General features: G+C 65.4%; 16 protein-coding genes. 8 read left to right on the forward strand and 8 right to left on the reverse strand.

What is annotated here, in order from left to right; genetic code table 11:
• Window positions 1-15: 15 nt before the first annotated feature.
• Complete coding sequence (locus LZC95_50515; protein ID WXA94640.1) at window positions 16-1,032, forward strand: LLM class flavin-dependent oxidoreductase; 1,017 nt, start codon at window positions 16-18, stop codon at window positions 1,030-1,032.
• Window positions 1,029-2,057, forward strand: coding sequence for a GNAT family N-acetyltransferase (locus tag LZC95_50520; protein WXA94641.1), 1,029 nt, complete (start codon window positions 1,029-1,031; stop codon window positions 2,055-2,057). The genes LZC95_50515 and LZC95_50520 overlap by 4 nt, the downstream gene beginning before the upstream one ends.
• On the opposite strand, the gene LZC95_50525 is transcribed toward LZC95_50520, so the two are convergent.
• A complete protein-coding gene (locus tag LZC95_50525) occupies window positions 2,052-3,551 on the reverse strand; it encodes a glycoside hydrolase family 125 protein (protein WXA94642.1) in 1,500 nt (499 codons plus the stop codon). The genes LZC95_50520 and LZC95_50525 overlap by 6 nt on opposite strands.
• Before the next feature lie 90 nt (window positions 3,552-3,641).
• Here LZC95_50525 and LZC95_50530 point away from each other — a divergent pair, with 90 nt between their 5' ends.
• From LZC95_50530 to LZC95_50550, 5 genes are all read left to right on the forward strand, one after another.
• Window positions 3,642-4,787: a branched-chain amino acid ABC transporter substrate-binding protein gene (locus LZC95_50530; GenBank protein ID WXA94643.1), complete on the forward strand. Its 1,146-nt coding sequence runs from the start codon at window positions 3,642-3,644 to the stop codon at window positions 4,785-4,787.
• On the forward strand, window positions 4,784-5,686 hold the full coding sequence (locus tag LZC95_50535) for a branched-chain amino acid ABC transporter permease (protein ID WXA94644.1): 903 nt from the start codon (window positions 4,784-4,786) through the stop codon (window positions 5,684-5,686). Before LZC95_50530 ends, LZC95_50535 begins: the two co-directional genes overlap by 4 nt.
• Window positions 5,687-7,429, forward strand: coding sequence for an ATP-binding cassette domain-containing protein (locus tag LZC95_50540; protein ID WXA94645.1), 1,743 nt, complete (start codon window positions 5,687-5,689; stop codon window positions 7,427-7,429). It abuts the gene before it with no gap.
• Window positions 7,426-8,160, forward strand: a complete 735-nt coding sequence (locus LZC95_50545; GenBank protein ID WXA94646.1) for an ABC transporter ATP-binding protein — start codon at window positions 7,426-7,428, stop codon at window positions 8,158-8,160. The genes LZC95_50540 and LZC95_50545 overlap by 4 nt, the downstream gene beginning before the upstream one ends.
• A gap of 188 nt (window positions 8,161-8,348) precedes the next feature.
• Window positions 8,349-8,675, forward strand: coding sequence for a hypothetical protein (locus tag LZC95_50550; GenBank protein WXA94647.1), 327 nt, complete (start codon window positions 8,349-8,351; stop codon window positions 8,673-8,675).
• Here the strand turns inward: LZC95_50550 and LZC95_50555 are convergent.
• The 6 genes from LZC95_50555 to LZC95_50580 all read right to left on the reverse strand — a co-directional run bounded on the left by LZC95_50555 (window position 8,672) and on the right by LZC95_50580 (window position 13,762).
• Window positions 8,672-9,064 (reverse strand): low affinity iron permease family protein, encoded by a 393-nt coding sequence (locus tag LZC95_50555; GenBank protein WXA94648.1) that lies wholly within the window; start codon window positions 9,062-9,064, stop codon window positions 8,672-8,674. The genes LZC95_50550 and LZC95_50555 overlap by 4 nt on opposite strands.
• An 80-nt stretch (window positions 9,065-9,144) precedes the next feature.
• Entirely contained in the window at window positions 9,145-9,501 is a 357-nt protein-coding gene (locus LZC95_50560; protein WXA94649.1) for an MmcQ/YjbR family DNA-binding protein, read from the reverse strand.
• Window positions 9,498-9,803, reverse strand: a complete 306-nt coding sequence (locus LZC95_50565; GenBank protein WXA94650.1) for a hypothetical protein — start codon at window positions 9,801-9,803, stop codon at window positions 9,498-9,500. The genes LZC95_50560 and LZC95_50565 overlap by 4 nt, the downstream gene beginning before the upstream one ends.
• An 8-nt stretch (window positions 9,804-9,811) precedes the next feature.
• The gene (locus LZC95_50570; protein WXA94651.1) at window positions 9,812-12,208 is read right to left on the reverse strand and encodes a hypothetical protein; all 2,397 of its coding nucleotides are present in this window, start codon (window positions 12,206-12,208) and stop codon (window positions 9,812-9,814) included.
• 154 nt (window positions 12,209-12,362) lie between these two features.
• Window positions 12,363-13,025, reverse strand: coding sequence for a hypothetical protein (locus LZC95_50575; protein ID WXA94652.1), 663 nt, complete (start codon window positions 13,023-13,025; stop codon window positions 12,363-12,365).
• The gene (locus LZC95_50580) at window positions 13,022-13,762 is read right to left on the reverse strand and encodes a DUF3750 domain-containing protein (protein ID WXA94653.1); all 741 of its coding nucleotides are present in this window, start codon (window positions 13,760-13,762) and stop codon (window positions 13,022-13,024) included. Before LZC95_50580 ends, LZC95_50575 begins: the two co-directional genes overlap by 4 nt.
• Window position 13,763: 1 nt before the next feature.
• Here LZC95_50580 and LZC95_50585 point away from each other — a divergent pair, with 1 nt between their 5' ends.
• The gene (locus LZC95_50585) at window positions 13,764-14,672 is read left to right on the forward strand and encodes a glyoxylate/hydroxypyruvate reductase A (GenBank protein ID WXA94654.1); all 909 of its coding nucleotides are present in this window, start codon (window positions 13,764-13,766) and stop codon (window positions 14,670-14,672) included.
• A 7-nt stretch (window positions 14,673-14,679) separates the two neighbouring features.
• On the opposite strand, the gene LZC95_50590 is transcribed toward LZC95_50585, so the two are convergent.
• On the reverse strand, window positions 14,680-17,385 hold the full coding sequence (locus tag LZC95_50590; protein ID WXA94655.1) for a tetratricopeptide repeat protein: 2,706 nt from the start codon (window positions 17,383-17,385) through the stop codon (window positions 14,680-14,682).
• Window positions 17,386-17,463: the final 78 nt, after the last annotated feature.

Genomic DNA, 17,463 nt, shown 5'->3' on the forward strand with positions numbered 1-17,463 from the left:
GATTACAAGAACAGTGTGAGCCTCGTTCTGAACGTCCTGGACCAGTCCCCGGTCTTTGCCGGACAATCTCCCGCGGACGCCGTTCGAAATACCGTGCGCCTCGCCTGTGAAGTCGAGCGGCTCGGGTACCACCGCTTCTGGGTCTCCGAGCACCACGGCGCGCACGCCTTTGCTTCCGCATCGCCCGAGATCGTCACCGCGCGGGTTGCCGCCGCGACGACGCGGCTGCGCGTGGGGGCGGGCGGCGTGCTGCTTCGGTATTACAGCCCGCTGAAAGTCGCCGAGCAGTTCCACGTCCTGGAGGCCATGTTTCCCGGCCGCATCGATTTGGGCATCGGCCGCACCACCGGTGCTGCACCGCGCGCCGCGCTGGCGCTCATGACGAAAGGTGGCCACGGACGGCGTTCGTCCGCACCGGAATTTGCCGAGCAGGTCGACGCGCTCCTCGCGTACCTCGCCGATGGGGTGTTCGAACACGTGGACGCCGTTCCCCGTGTGCCTTCATCGCCGCAGCCGTGGATCTTGGGAACCTCCCCAGAGAGCGCCCGCTTTGCCGCAGCGCGTGGATTGCCATACGCATTCGGGGCCTTCATTCCATCCCGCAACATGGATGAAACATTGGCCGTTTATAAATCCGAATTCGTCCCTTCCAAATGGCTGAAGGAACCTTATGTCAATGTAGCGCTATTCGTTTTATGCGCGGAGACGGAGGAGCGGGCATTCGAGCTCGCGTCCCCGGCGGAGGCTTGGTTCATCCAAGGCTTATCGAGAATGAACAATATTCCATTTCCAACGGTCGATGAGGCCATGGCCGCACGCAAAAGCGGTTATGGCGGATGCAGTGAACTCGAATCGCAAGAGCTCACGGCGCGACGAAATGCCGTCGTCGTCGGCAATCAGGCGCAGGTCGCCGCCCGCCTGCAAGCCCTCACCGCCGATGGCCTCGTGCAAGAATTGACCTTGGTGACCAATACGGAGAGCTTCGAAGATCGCATCGCGTCGTACCGACTCATCGCCGAGGCACTACCATGATCATCGAGCGCGCCACCTCGGACGACGTGCCCGCGGTTCTCGCATTGGCCAATTGGGCGGCGGTGAACACGCCGGCCAACTTTGCCACGGAGCCGGAGTCTCTTTCGGATTGGGCGGCAAGCTTCGCGCAATCCCACGAAAAATATCCCTGGCTCGTGGCCCGTGATGCGGAGCGCATCCTCGGCTTTGCCAAAGCATCCATGCACCGTGCCCGCGGCGCATATCAATGGACGGCCGAAGTCTCCGTCTACATCCATCCCGACGTGCATCGCCGCGGCATCGGCCGCGCGCTCTACGACGCGCTCATCCCCTGTTTGCGCGCGCAGGGTTACGTCACCCTGCTCGCGGGCATCACCCCTCCCAACCCCGCGAGCGAGCGCCTGCACGAGGCCGTCGGCTTTACCCGCTGCGGCACGTACCACCGCGCGGGATGGAAGTTCGAGCGCTGGCACGACGTCGGCTATTGGGATATGCACCTGCAGCCCATCCACCACCCGCCGGAGCCCATTCGCCCCGTCGGCGAAGTGTGGCCCAAGCTGCAGCGATTTCGCACCGAGCGCACGGGCCTCTCCGTCCGCCGTGCCGACCTCACCTCCGACGAGGCCGCGGCGCTCATCTGCGCGCTCAACCACGAGCTCGCGTCGATGTATTCCGAGCCGGGGGCCAACCATTTCCACTTGGATCCGGCCCAGGTCACCGGCGACCGCGGCGCCTACGTCATTGCGTACCTCGAGGACGAACCCGCGGGCTGCGGCGCCGTGCGCGCATACGACGACGGCACCGCCGAACTCAAGCGCATGTTCGTCGTCCCGCGCTGGCGGGGCCTGGGCATCTCCACGCGCATCCTGCGCACCCTCGAGGAACACGCCGCGAGCCTCGGCGTGAAACGCGTCCTCCTCGAAACCGGGACGCGGCAAACGGAAGCAATCGCCTTGTACGAACGCGCAGGCTATTCGCGCATTCCACTCTTCGGCGAATACGTCCATTCACCGCTCACCAGCATTTGCATGGGCAAATCTCTATAGAAGGTGGGGCCGCTCTTTGGCGATCTTCAACACGAATTCGCCAAAGAGCGTATTGCCCCAGGCGAACCACGAGCGCGTGAAGTCGTTCGCGTTGTCCTTGTGGAAGGCCTCGTGCATCACGCCCGTGCTTGCATCCGTGCGGACCAGCGTATCCAGCGCCGTCTTGATCTCGCCCTCGTCGTCGCTGGTCAGTCCACGCATGATGATGGCCATGGGCCAAATGTAGTCGAGCCCCACGTGCGGCCCGCCGATGCCCTCGCCGGCCGCACCTTGGAAAAAGTACGGATTGTGCGTGCTGAGCGCGAATTGCCGCGTCGCGCGGTAAAGACCATCGCGTGCATCGACCGCACCGAGGTACGGCAGTGCGAGAAGGCTCGGAACATTGGAATCGTCCATGAATAGGCGATTGCCAAAGCCATCCACCTCGTACGCGTACATGGGGCCGAAGCGCTCGTGCAATGCAATGGCATGCCGCCGAACGGCCCGCTCCACCTCCAGGGCCAAGTCCCACGCCGACGACGCCAGTGCCGTATCGTGCAGCACCTCGTTCGCGATCTCCGACACCTGCTTCAACGCCACCACGGCAAACAGATTGGCCGGAATCAGGAACGGATAAATCGTGGCATCGTCGCTCGGCCGAAAAATCGAGCAAATGAGCCCCACCGGCTTGATCGGGTTCCCATACCCGCGGCCCGGCGCCGTATCGGTTGCCGTGGGTGTGTTGCGCTGAAAATGGTACGGCCCCTTGCTGGTCTTGCGCTGCTGCGCGCGCAGCGTCGACACGATGGCCGTGGCGGCCTTTTGCCAGGCCGAATCGAACGGGCTCGTGTCGCCCGTGATCTTCCAATATTCGTGCGCCAAGCGCACCGGATAACAGAGCGAATCGATTTCGTACTTCCGCTCCCAGAGTTCCAGCTTCATGTCCGTGAGATCGCTCTGCCACGGACCGCCCGTGGGGCCGTTGTTGAAGGCATTGGCGTACGGATCGAGCAGGATGTTCTTCGTGTGCCGGCGGATGACCCCGGATATCAACTTTCGCAGAGGTTCATCCTCGGTCACGAAGGGTAAGTACGGCCATACTTGCGCCGACGAATCCCGCTGCCACATCGCCTCGATGTCGCCCGTGATCACGAAGGTGTCCGGCGTGCCGCCGTTCTCGGAATAGAAGACCGTGGTGTCGAGCGTGTTCGGGAAACAATTCTCGAACATCCATGCGAGCTTCCGATTGCGAATCCGAGGTTTGACCTTGGCGATGACGTCTTCGACGGCCTGGCTGACGAAGCGCCTCTCGCCAACCGGCGGCCGTTGCGAGGGGTAGCTGCCGTCGGGGCCCGGCTCCACGGGTTTCGGATCATACCTTGCCGCAACAGCGGCCAGTGAGATGGAGGTACTTTCGGACGACGCGTTCTCCGCGCAGCCTGCTGCACTTGCCACGGCGGCAAATCCGCCCAACTTCAGAAACGAACGTCTATCCTGGGTTGTGGTCGTGGTCATGTTGTTCTCTCCATTCGAAGAAAGACTGGCCATTCCTACCACGCACAAGGTACGATCGCGCGTTTGCTACCCCGCTCACGGGAGGACGTTATGGCTTCATGGTCACGTCGAATGCTCGTTGCGCACTGTGTTGTCGCCCTGTCAGGTTTGGCCGTATCGATTTCCGCCTGTAAAAAGAGCGGCGGCGACGAGGGAGGACCCATCAAGATTGGCGTACCGGTGCCACTTTCCGGCGATAGTGCATCCGCCGGGCAGGACATCCTCGCCGGCGCCAAGGTCGCCGCCGCCGAGATCAACGAGGCGGGCGGCATCAAAGGACGCAAAATCGAAATCGTGGAGGCGGATGACGCATGCACTCCGCAGCAATCCGCGCAGGCCGCCCAGAAATTGGTCAACTCCGGTGTTGTCGCGGCCGCTGGAGGCTACTGCTCCGGCGCGGCCGTTCCCGCGGCCCCCATCTTCGGCCGCGCCAATGTCCCGTTCGTGCTCGACGCATCGACCAACCCCGTGCTGACTGACGACGGCCAGGGCAAAGTGTTCCGCACCTGCGGCCGCGACGATCGCCAGGGCGAGTTCGCCGCCAAGTTCATCGTCGACACGCTCCACGCCAAGCGCGTGGCCATCCTGCATGACAACACCACGTACGCGAAGGGCCTCGCCGAGGCGGCCGCGGCCTCCATCAAGAAGAATGGGCAAGCCGAAGTTGCCTACTTGGATGCCCTCACCTCCGGCCAATCCGACTACACGCCGGTGCTCACCAAGATTGCTGGCTTGAAGCCGGACGTCCTCTACTTCACCGGGTACTTCGCCGAGGCGGGGTTGTTGCTAAAGCAGCGAAAGCAACTCGGGCTGACCTTCCAGATGGTGGGCGGCGATGCGACCACCGACGCAAGCGCACTGCGCACGGCGGGCGATACCGCGGAAGGCTTCATCGCCACCACCGCGCCGCTCCCCACCACGCTTCCGTCGGCGGCCGACTTCGTGCGACGCTACAAGGCCATGAACAACGGCGGCGAGCCGGGGCCGTTCTCGGCCTACGAGTACGATGCCATCAAGGTGCTGGCCAAGGCCATCGACAAGGGCGGCACCACGGATCTCATCAAGACGCTGCACGGCCTCGAGGAGCAACAGGGGATTACGGGCTCCATCGCCTTCGACGACAAGGGCGACCGCAAGACCTTGAACTTCATCGCCGTCACGGTGCAGGGCGGCAAGTACACGGCGTACAAACCGTGACCGACTTTCTGCAGTACCTCGTCAACGGGCTCACCATCGGGACCTTCTTGGCGCTCATCGCCTTGGGGTACTCGATGGTGTACGGCGTGCTCCGGCTGATCAACTTCGCCCACGGCGACGTCTTCATGGTCGGCTCCTTTGCAGGCCTGGCCGTGCTGACCGGCGCCTCCTCCTCCGCGCCCGCCACGACCGCGTTGCTCATTGCCGGCGCCGTGCTCGCGGGATCGCTCGTGTCGGGCGTCCTCGGTGTGGGCATCATGCGCATCGCCTACGCGCCACTATTGCGCGCGCCGAAGATCTCGCTCCTCATCGGCGCCATCGGCGTCTCCTTCGCACTCGAAGAAGCGGTGAAGCTCCTGACGCACGCGGGCTTTCGCTCCTACCCGCACGTGCTCCCGCAGACGATGCTCCTCTCCGGGCCGGTTCGTATCAGCTACAGCCAGGTGGTTCTCGTCCTGCTGGCCCTCGGCCTCATGTTCGGCCTCTGGGCCTTCATCACCCGCACCGTGCGCGGCACCGCCATGCGCGCCCTGGCCATGGACTCCGACGCCGCGCGTCTCATGGGCATCGACGTCGAGCGCGTGGTGCTGACCACCTTCTTCATCGGCTCCGTCCTCGCGGGCACCGCGGGCGTGATGTACGGGCTTTACTACACGCAGATCAACTTCGCCGTCGGCTTCTTGGTCGGCCTGCGCGCCTTCACCGCCGCGGTGCTCGGCGGCATCGGCAACATGGTCGGCGCCGCCGTGGCGGGCATCCTCATCGGCCTCGTGCAGTCCTTTGCCGCGGGTTACGTCTCCTCGCGCTGGGCGGACGTCATCATCTTCGGGGTGCTCATCGGCGCTCTGGTGCTGCGGCCGCACGGCCTCTTCGGGGAACGCGTGGCGGAGCGCGTGTAGATGAACGATCTGCGACGGCAGGCTCTCATCTGGGCAGCCCTCTTGGTGGCGGCGGGTATTTCCGTCCAATTCTTATCGGATTACGCCGTCACCGTTTTTGCCACCATTCTCATTTACGGCATTCTCGGATTGGGCATCAACGTCGTGGTCGGATATGCCGGCCTGCTCGATTTGGGCTTTGCCGCCTTTTATGCCATTGGCGCGTACACGTCCGCGCTGCTCATGTTGAAGTGCGGCTGGGGCTTCTGGGGCACGTTGCCCGTCTCCGTGGCGGTGGCCGCGGGTGCGGGCGCCATCATCGGATACCCCACGTTGCGTTTGCGCAGCGATTACCTGGCCATCGTCACCTTGGGCTTCGGCGAAATCACGCGCATCACCGTCACCAATTTGGATATCACCGGCGGCCCCAATGGCCTCACCGGCGTGCCCCTCATCAGCGTCTTTTCGCACGAACTGCGCGGGCCCGAGGAGTTCTTCTACCTGGTGCTCGCCTTCTTCGCCGCGGTGCTTGCATTGAGCCTTCTGCTCGGGCGCTCGCGGCTCGCCTATGCGTGGCGCGCCATCCGCCAAGACGAGAACGCGGCCGAGGCCGTGGGCGTGCGCACCGTCCGGGCGAAGATGCTCGCCTACGTCATTGCCGCGGGCATCGGCTCCATCGCGGGTCCGCTTTCGGCGGCGCAGCTGGGGACCGTCGACCCCTCGAACTTCACCTTTCTCACGTCGCTCTTCATCCTGCTCATCGTCGTGATTGGCGGCATGGGCAGCTTGCCCGGTGCCATGTTGGGTGCGGTGCTCGTCGTGGCGCTGCCCGAGGTGCTTCGCTCGGTGCAGGACTACCGCAACCTCGTCTTCGCCTTGCTCCTGGTGGGCGTCGTGCTGGTGCGCCCGCGTGGCTTGTGGCCCGCGCGCTTCCGGCACATGGATCCGGAACGCGGCAAGGACACCACGTCGCCGGTGCGCACTTCCGGCACCGATCCGCTGCTCGACGTGCGCGGCATCACGCGGCAGTTTGGCGGCGTCACCGCGGTGGACAACTTCGATCTCACCTTGAAAGCGGGCGAAATCGTCAGTCTGATCGGCCCCAACGGCGCCGGCAAAACGACGACGTTCAACTGCATCACCGGCATAGTCCCGCCCACCCGGGGCCAGGTCACCCTCCACGGGAAAGCCCTCACCGGCCTGCCTCCGCATCGCGTTGTCGAAGAGGGCATGGCCCGCACGTTCCAAGGCATTCGCCTCTTCGACGAGATGACCGTCGCGGAAAACGTGCTGCTCGGTGGCTTCGCACGGCATCCGGCCCTCGTGGGTCACTTCGGCGAGGGCGCCCTGCTCGGGCCCCGCCCCGCGGAGCTCGCCGTGGTGCGCTGGTGCCTCGACTTCGTCGGCCTGCGTGCCCTCGCGGACCGCACCGCGGGCACCTTGTCGTACGGCGAGCGCCGGCGCGTCGAAATTGCGCGTGCCCTGGCGAGTGGGCCCTTCGTCGTCCTCCTCGACGAGCCCGCTGCTGGGGCGAGCCCCGGTGAAAAGCAAGCGCTCATGGACCTCATCACGCGCATCCGCACCTTGGGTGTGGCCGTCGTCCTCATCGAGCACGACATGGCCCTGGTCATGTCCGCCTCCGATCGGGTCACCGTCTTGGAGTACGGTCGCACCATCGCCCACGGCTTGCCCGCCGACGTGCAGCGCGATCCCCGTGTCGTCGAGGCCTACCTCGGTGCGGACGACGACGAGGTGCCCGCATGACCGCGCTCCTCGAAGTCAAGGATCTGGGCAGCCGTTACGGCCAAACGGACGCCGTGCGCGGCATCTCGTTCGATGTTCGCGCAGGCGAAATCGTCGCGCTTCTCGGCAGCAATGGCGCCGGAAAAAGCACCACCTTGCGCACCATCACGGGCCTGCACCGCCCCGTCTCCGGCACCGTGCGGTTCGATGGCGCGGACATCACGCGCACCAAGGCGCACGACATCGTGGCCCGCGGCTTGGGCCACGTGCCCGAGGGCCGGCGCATCTTCGCGAACCTCACCGTCGCGGAAAATCTGCTGCTCGGTGGGTACCTCGATCGCCGCCATCGTGCCACCGTCGAAGAGCGGCGCGAGGCCATGTACAAACTTTTCCCGCGCCTCGGCGAGCGCCGCGAGCAACTCGCCGGCCTCATGTCCGGCGGCGAGCAACAGATGCTCGCCATTGCCCGCGCGCTCATGAACCAGCCGAAACTGCTCGCCCTGGACGAACCGACGATGGGGCTCGCCCCCATCGTGGCCAAGCAAATGATGAGCGTCGTGCGCGATATCCGCGACCGCGGCACCACGGTGTTGCTCGTCGAACAGAGCGCACGCCTCGCCCTGCGCCTCGCCGATCGCGCCTACGTCCTCGTGGCCGGCGAGATTACCCTGCATGGGTCCGCTGCGGATTTGTCCAAGGATCCGCGGGTCCACGCCGCCTACCTTGGCGGAGATCCACGGAAGTCGCTCTAGCCTGGCCTTTCGCGAAAGCCGCGAAACACGCGCGCACACTGAGGCAAAATTTGCCGCCCTCGCAACGCACTGCATGCGGCCTCTTCCACGTTGCGTCGAGAATTTCGCACCGTCGCGGACTCAGCTGGTAACGGTCCAGATTGTGCCATTCATCCAAGTTGGGGGAGGCGATTGAAGGAGATAGCCCAATGTCTGCGAGCTTGATCGAGTTGCAAACGAGAATCGGTGAAGGCTTCCTGCGCATGCAGGCTTTGCGTGACGACATCCGAGAGCGCCTGAATGCCGGCGGCATGGAAGAATGGGTCGAATGGCAAAAGCTCGATGCCGAAGCCACCGCCTTCGAGCTCGGGGTCGAAGACATCACCGAAGACCTATGGCGCGTTCTCGCGACGCTCCTTTCCAAATTATCGAAGCTGCGTGACGACTTGTTCGACGCCGCAACGACGCCGAGCATGTCGCGCATCCTGCAATTGGAAGCGCCCCCGCCGGCGTTGTTGTATTCCGATGCGGTTTAGGCTCGCCGTTTCGCGCGGTGTTTGCGAACGCCGTGCACGCGTTCGCGTAGGCCGTCGAATTCTTCTTGGAGTCGTTGGAGCTCATCGTCGCTCATCGATTCGAGTGCGACGAGGCTGGTGCGGGCGTGACGGTTTGCGCGAATGAGCTCGTCGAGCTTCAAGTGAATGGCATGAGCATCTCGGTTTTGCGTATTCTGAATCAAAAATACCATTAGAAATGTGACGATGGTGGTGCCCGTGTTGATCACGAGCTGCCACGTGTCCGAAAAATGGAATAGCGGTCCGCTCACGGCCCACGCGATGACGATGGCGAGCGCGACGCAAAAGGTGGCGGGCCGCCCCACCGCTTCGGAAATGGTATGCGCAAATTTGTGAAAGAGATCTTTCATGGCAGCTGCTCCTTACGGGTTCGCATACGGCTGCACCGTGCATTGGTTGCACACCCCGCGCCGAGCAAGCGAGTTATTCGTTATCCGAGCTTCGCCACGAGCCGCTTGGGGGCAATGAGGCGATAGGCTTCTTCGACGAGCGCTTCGAGCTCTTTCCAATCGATCTTTTTGGCGTCGAGGTAAACTCCGACCCACCCTTTGTGGCCCACGTAGGGTGGGACGAAAAAGGTGTCCGGTTTCATCTCGACCAGCATGCCCTGGGCGCCGTCCGCAGCTTTGAACCACGCCGAAGGACGGCCACCCTCGTAATTGCCTTTTTGCATCACGAAAATGCGATCACGCACGCGCCACGTGGGATCGCCCCACGCTTCCTTTTCGGTGGCCTCCGGCAGCGCCAAACAGATGGCCCGGAGCCGTTCCACGGGTGACTTCTTCATGGCCCGACCTTGACCTCGTAATGGTGGGCCACCGTCTCGATCCGCGAGAGCAGCCGTTTCGCCTCCGGCTCGAACACGGGCGTGGCGTAATCCTTCCCGGCAAATGCGATGACGGCCTCCAGCGATTCGAAAAGGTTGATGACGACGAACTCCGTCTCCTCGGCGCCGTTGCTGCGCAAAACATAGCCGCCGCGGTAGCCTGCGATGGTTCGCAGGCCGGGCAGCACATGCTCGCGCAGCAGGTGCTCGTAGGCATCGGCATCCGCGGGCTTGGTCCATCCTCTCCAATGGCGAGCGATCATTCCATGGACTATAGTCCTGATTCGTACGGGATGCGCCCCACGCCCACGGAGGCGCGAAGCTTCGTGCCCGCGCCAACTTCCGCGATGGATCCGGCGAAGTAGACAGCGTCGGCGCCGAGGGCGATCGCGCCAACATCGGTCGCGGCGGCGCCTCCGCCGACGCTGGTGAACTTTTTACCGTCGAAGTAGAAGACGTTGCGGCCGCCGGTCTCGGGCCACACATAGCCGCTGGCGAAAAGGCTTCCATCGGGGAGCGCGAGCAGGGCGGTGAAGGTGTGCGTCGTTGCGCCGTACGGCTTGGGAATACCGTTTTCCGGGGTGGCGAGTTCGGTCCAGGCGGAGCCATCCCAGCGCGCGAGGATGCGCCGCGCCGCATTTTCCTTTTGCGTAGCGACGTAGATGCCGTCCTTCGTCGCGGCCAGCGCAGAGACCGCGTTGCCCGCGGTGCCTTCCCCGAGTGCGCTCCAGGTGCTGCCGTTCCACCGCGCAATGCGATTGGCCGCCAGCGCGCCCACGTGCTCGAAGACGCCGCCCACGACGACGTCGTAGCCGCCATCGTTCGCGTGCGGCGCGAAGGCAAGCCGGAAACCCGTGCGGTCGAGGCTATCGGCGCTCGGCACCACGAGCTTCGTCCCGTCCCACTTCGCCAAGAAGCCTTTTTCCCAGCTGCCGCCGGTGAGCCACAACGAGCCGTCGGGGGCGTACCCGAGGTCGACGATCGCGGGCAGCGGATCGTTCACGAGTCGCGTCCAGGCGCCGTTTTTCAACACGAGCACACGCCCCACGGGATCGGGCTCCGCCTGCTCGCTGCAGGCAAGGGTGATCGCCTCGTCTTTGCCGATGGCGATGCGATCGCAACGCGTCTTCGCGGGAAGGGGCGGCGCGGCGGAAACCCAGCCCGTCTCCGTGTAGCGCACCACCGGGGAGGTGAGCGGTTGCCCTCCCGCGTGGCTTGCCCGCGCGAGCCCATAGACGGTGCACGATGCGCTCGAAGACGCGAGCTCGAAGACCTCCCCCGAAATGCCCGCGCCCGACGTGCCGAGCGACTGCCACGCCTTGCCGTCGTACGCTGCAACGCTCTGCGACGGCACACCCGCCGCGCCGGCGAAGGCCCCGCCCATGAGCACGCGCGTGCCGTCCACGGCGAGCCGATGGCGCGGCATATCCCAAATGACATTCGCGTTCGGCTCGAAGCCGCAGCGCATCCAAGAGACCCAGTGCGAGGTCACCGGCTTCGTGCCATCGTCGAGCGACGTCCACGCGGTGCCGTCCCATTTGGCCATACCGTTCGACGCAATGCGGTTCGGCGAGTTCTCGCCGCCGTTGACGTGATCGAAGCAACCCGTCACGTAAAGGGCCCCGTCGTAGGGCAAAATGTGACTCACCACGCCCGTGCCGTACGTGTAGGCCACGCCATTCCCGACGACCTCCCACGCGGTGCCGTTCCATTTGGCGAAGCTCGCCGAGGCCTGGTTGGCCTGGTCCAGCGCAAACGATCCGCCCGCATAGAGCGTGCCGGATCCATCGCGCGCGATGGTCAAAGTGCGGAAGGATTCCTCCGGCATTTGGTACTTCGCACTCCAGGCTTTGCCGTCCCATTCGGCCACCAAGTGCGCCGTCACGCCGCCGATGATCCCGAATTGTCCGGCGACGAGAACGTGTCCATCGGAATTTGGCAGAATATCGAATACGTAATGGTCGGGATCGCCGCCCGGCGCACCGCTCCATTTGGCGCCGTCCCAAATGGCCAATCCTTTGGGGCCACCGTTTTCGAACTCCATTCCGCCGGCGACCCAGAGCTTTCCGTCGATCCATGCCAGGCGGCGGACGCGATTCGCATAGCGGCCCACGACCTGGAGGCCGGCGCCTTTGTCGACCCAGATTTCGTCGAGCTCCCCGTTCTTTCCCGTGTTCGCGGCCAGGGCGAGCTCGCCCGCAGGGCCCACGGCGACCGCGTAAAATCCGCCCGATCCGGGATCGCGCCCGTTCCAATTCGTACGCCCCGGCTCCCACGCGCCGTTGCGCCAGCGCGCCAATCCATCGACGCGCTGCGCACCGGCCCATCGGAAATAGCCTGCCACGAGGAGGCTTCCGTCGGTGTCACGCGCAAAGTCGTAAACGGTGGGTTCGACGCCATCTTGCCCGGTGAGCCCGGCAAGTGTGAAGTTCGAATCCCAATCGCGCAGTGTCGATTTGGAGGCCGTGAAGCGCGGAGGGCAGGTGGCGGGCGGTGTGTACGCATCCCGCGCGTCGGTGCTTGCATCCACCGCGCTGTCGGGCAGCGCGCCCGAGTCATTTGGGCCGGGCCGGGGAGGTCCTGCGGGATCGTCGTCGCCGCAGGCTCCGAGGGAAACGGCAACCACGCCACACGTGGCGAGAAAAAGCGAATAGGCACGAGCCTTCATCGTCGAGCTCCTGGTGTAAGCGCCGCTCGACCCCCAAGGCGGCATAAAGGGGAATCGCGACTACCGTACGATTTCGCGCGCGATGAATCCACCGCAAACGCGCCATCACGTGCGCGCGATCAAATAGGCGCGCGCGTGTGGGAAGTGCGCGATCTCAGAAGCTCGTCCCGCCGAGCTCCCAGCCGAAGGCGATACCGAGGTAGGCCGCGCCGAATCGCTCGGAGTGCTCGAGTCGGAAGAAATATCCACCGGCGTCCTGGAAACGTCCCTCCTTCCACGATTGGCCAATGCGCGCGCCCACCCCTAGTCGCATTTCATCGCCGAAGGGCGCGTGGGGTGCACCGTCAGCCCGCGCACGCGCAAAGGCCCAGAGGATGCGCGCGTCGAACAGGAGACGCACGCGCGAGGCGGCGTCGAGTACGAGATGTGCGCTCGCCGGCACCTCGAGCGCGGTGGGACCGTGCCCGGTGATCCCCCCGAAGCCAGCACCCGTCTTCGCCGAGAGAAAACCCAATTTGCCGAGCACCAGGCCGAGCCCCGCGGGCTCGAGACGAACGCCGTGCACGAAGCCCGCGGCCGATGTTGCAAAGCCTAGTTCGAAATCGAGTCCGGCCGCCGGACCGAGCCAGCCGCCGATGCCCGCCCACATGATCCGTGCGTTGGCTGCGCCCGAGACGAGAGCGGTATGCGCTTGCCCCGATGCGTGCGCGGCGCCGTGCACATCTTCCTCCACGCGCGCCTCGCCGCGTGCGAACACCTCCGCGGTGCCGAGAAAGACCGGGGGCGGCTCGGGCTCGATGTACGCGGGCGGCATCATCGGTCGTCGAATCCTATCCGTCCGGGGCCCACGGGAACGATGATGGCCGGAGGCCAGAAATCGATGCCCAGGGCCGCGCCGAAGAGATGCACCTCGATGCCTTCTTTCAGCCCCAACTTGAGCCCGACCAAAGGCGTCTCGAAGGCCAAGCCCGTTCCGCCGGAGGTGACGCCGGCGCCGACGATGCCGCGGTAATCGCGTCCATTGGCCGTCGACGGGAGCTCGACGGAGATCCCACATCGGCGCGCCATCATGGCAACGTAGGTGTTGCAATTGGGGCCCGGCCAGAAGCCGTAGTCGTATTCTTCGTTGTAACGCTTCGTCTCGCGCTCGAGGCACGCGATCACCTTCTCGGCCTCCGGCCCGTGCACCACGGCGTGCATGCGCACATCGGCATCCTCCGGTGTGTCGCGTCCGCAACCGCACTGCGGCCGGAATGGATCGCCTTGCGCGATGTGCGCTTCGCCCAGGACCTCGAAGCGACGAAAGGTGCGCGCGCCCCGACCGCGCCCCGCGATCCACGAGTGGCGTCCAATGCCACTCATGGAGTGTGGCAGCGCTTCGCTGAAGACCGCCACAGTGGCTTGCCCATCGTCGGGCAAAGCCAACGGCCGCGGCAGTGCGGCGCAATGCACGAGAGAAAACCCGAGCGAAAGCCCCAAGGCGAGTGCCACCCCACATCGCATCTCCTTTTGACGCTCCTCGAGGCCGGCGATTGGGGCATAAATACCGCTCACGATGAGCATTGCCCTTTTCGAACGCGTCAGTTTGGTGACAGTGCAGCGCATTCTCACGGCAGGCCTGCCCGGCGAGCGGATCCAAGCCGCGGACGATGTGGACGATCCCGCCAGCGTGGACATCGCCGTGGTGGGGGCGCCTACGCGCGGTGCGCTGGCGCGATTGTCCAACCTTCGCCTCATCGTTTCGCTGTGGGCCGGTGTCGATCACTTGGTTGCCGATCCCACGCGGCCCAAGGACGCCATCATCACGCGACTCGTCGACGAGAACCTCACCGCGACGATGGTCGAAGCGGCCCTGGCGCACGTCCTCGCGGCGCACCGCCAACACGATGTGTACCGGCGCGCACAAACCGAACGGACTTGGTCGCCGCAGGCGCAGTCGTACGCTCCGGCGCGCACGGTGGGCGTGCTCGGATTGGGCACGCTGGGCAAGGCGGTGGCGCAGGCCATTGCGCGCGTGGGCTTTCGGGTCATCGCGTGGAATCGCTCGCCGCGTGATGTGGAGGGCATCACCGTTCGAAGCGGTGCCGAAGGCCTGCCCGACGTGCTTCGCGCGGCGGACATTCTCGTCAATCTGTTGGCGCTGACGCCGGAGACGCTCGGCATCCTGCGCAAAGAGACCCTGAGCCTACTCCCCCAGGGGGCCGTGGTGATCAATCTTGCGCGCGGCGCCCACCTCGTGGAGGCCGATCTGTTCGAGCTGCTCGACCGAGGCCATCTGCGTCACGCCGTCCTCGACGTGCACGCGACCGAGCCACTCCCGCTCGAGCACCCGGCATGGCGTCACCCGCGCATCGACATCTTTCCCCACGTGGCCGCCCAAACGGATCCCGAGAGCGCCGCCCACCGCGCCGTGGAAACGATCCTCGCCTTCCGTGCCAGCCTCCCGCTGCCCAACGCCTTGTGAATCCGTATTACGGATTCTTGGCCAGCCACTCGTCCGCTTCTTTGAGCTGCACCGCGTTCGCACTCGCGTCCTTGCGGTAGACGTCCCGCGCCGCAATAGCCAGGGAGCGTGCGCGGCGCCGCTCGCGACGATCGAGGGCCTCGGCCAAAAGGAGCTGCGTATCGGCACGCCACAATGGATCGCTACCCTCGCCGTACACCCGGAGTGCCCGTTCGAAAACGGGAATGGCGGCCGCACGGTTGCCGGCATCGAGGTGCGCATGCCCGATGCCGAGAAGGGACGAGACGAGCTCCGGATGATCCGGGCCATAGAGCTGCTCGTAAATGCCGAGTGCGCGCGTATGCATGGCGAGGCATTCGCCGTACTTCTTCTGCTCGCGCAGCGTGTCCGCAAGATTGTCCAGGTAGGCCGCCACGTCGGGATGGACGGGGCCGTGCGCCTTTTCCAGGATCTCCACCGCGCGCCGTGTGAGGGCACCTGCCTCCGCGTGTTTCTCTTCTTTGCTGGCGGCGACACCCATCGCATTGAGGATGCGGGCCATGTCGGGATGCGAAGGCCCGACGATGCGTTCCGTGGCCTCGAGCGATCGCTGGAAAAGCTCGCGCGCCGTCTCGTTCTCGCCCAGCATCAAGGCGGCCCAGCCCAGGTCGCCCACGGTCTTCGCCACCTGCCGGCTGTCGGCGCCGAAATGCGCACGGGCGAGCTCCAGAGCCGCCTGCCACTCCGTGCGCGCCTCGGCGAACCGACCTTGCTCACGGTACGCAGCGCCCAGGGTGTGGCGTCGTGCAAATTCCAGATCGCGCGGCGTACCCGCCCGCGTGATGGCGGCCACCGCCTGCGCATTGAGCAGCGGCACCTCGCTACCCCGCAGCTCCCGCGCGCCCACCACGAACACCAGGCGAGTCCAGGCTTGCGCACGCGTCCCATCGTCGCGCGCGCGATCGGCGGACCACGCGGCCTCGTACAGCGCGGTCTCGGCTTCCTTGGGCGGCGCACCGGTGAGGGACAAAAGCTCCGCGTGCGCGAAGAGCGCCTGCGCCTCGATGGGCGGGTAGCCGATGGCCAGCGCCTCCGTCACCGCGCCCACGGCCGGTGCGAGGGCCTCTTTGGCATGCCCGGCGTCGCGCAGCTCTTTGATCTCCGCGAGTCGCTTTCGCAACGCTTCGACGCGCGGAGCTTTCGCGGGCTCCGGCGGCGCAATGGCGTTCGAACCGAGGTGATTCGGATCGCTGCAGAGTGCAGGCATCGTCAGCGACTGCGCGGCCAACACGGCGTTTTGCATGGTGTTCATGTCCGCGCGCACATAAATGTCCGTGAGCATGCTCGCCTCGTTGAGGCGCTCGTCGAGGCATGCCATGCGCCGATCGAGCCGCTCCGCCGATTGCTCGCCACGCAGCCACGTGGCTTCGCACGCATCGGTGCGTCCGCGCGTCCAATCGCGCGCATACGCATCGAGCGCCTGGCTCACCGTGCGAAAGCTCTGCTCCGCGTACTCCGCGCCCGTGGCGGCGAAGGCATCGTGCACCGCGCGCTTGCGCGCCTCGTCCCAAACTCCGACCAGCTTTTGCGCCGCATCCTGGCAGCGCACCTCCGGAGCGGCCCGCGTGGTTTTGATGCCCCACACGCCCGCGGCCAGCGCCAGCGCGCACCCGAGTGCAATCGCGCGGCCTCGCCATCGCGCATACGGATTGCGCTCCAGGGCATCGAGCAGCGGCTCCATCGAGGGGTAGCGCTCGCGAGCATCACCGTGCAGCGCGCGGATCAATGCGCGACGGAGCCATTGCGGCCCGCTCTTGGGCACTTCGTCGATGCGCCCGGCCATGATGGCCTCGCAGAGGTCCGGTAACGACGTACCAGGGAAAGGCCGTTTCCCGTAGAGCCCCTCGTGAAGTGCCACCGCGAACGCGAATTGATCGGAGCGCGCATCCGCGTGCTCGAAGCGCAGTTGCTCCGGTGCCATGTAGGCCGGCGTTCCGAACGCGATGCTCGTGTCGAACTCCACGATGCTGTCCGCCCCCGAACGGTGCGACTGCGGCGCAGGGCGGTCGGCCCGCGCCAGCCCGAAGTCGGTCACCCGTGCCCGGCCATCCGCGCCAATGAGCACGTTCTCCGGCTTGAAGTCGCGATGGACGAATCCCGCCGCATGCGCCGCCGCCAGCCCGCGCCCGGCCTGCACGAACATGCGAACGATCTCCTGCCACGTCCGCCGCTGCATTTTGAGCCATTCGCGAAGCGTCGGCCCGTCCACCCGCTCCATGGCGATGAAAATGCGCTCTCCGTGAAAGCCCGTATCGAACACCGCCACCACGTTGGGGTGCCCCACCCGCGCCATCGCCCGCGCTTCGCGCAAAAGGCGCTCGCCCTGATCGATGTCGATGTCGCTGGCGCCCTCGCGCAATAGCTTGAGAGCTACAGTGCGGTCCAACTCGGGATCGTGCGCGGCATACACCACGCCCATCCCGCCCTCGCCGAGCCAATCGACAATAACGTAACGCCCCACGCGCTCGCCGATGCGAATGGGCGCCCCTGCATCGGGCGGCGCATCCGCCGAGGGCTGCGTGATCAGCGACGATCCCCGGCCCAGCGCCCCGATAAGCACGCGGCATTCACTGCAATGGTCGACGTGCCGCTCGAGACGCTGCCTCTCGTCCACCGAGAGTTTGCCGGACAAAAATGCTTCGATGTCCTCGGAATTGTTGCAAGCAGATGGCATGGGGGCTCGCCAGCCATCGCATGATATACCGCCTCATGCGCCCATCAAGCGAGCCCCACTAGAATTGCACAATTACGA

It is taken from the genome of Sorangiineae bacterium MSr12523 (assembly GCA_037157775.1).
Lineage (GTDB): Bacteria > Myxococcota_A > Polyangia > Polyangiales > Polyangiaceae > Pendulispora > Pendulispora brunnea.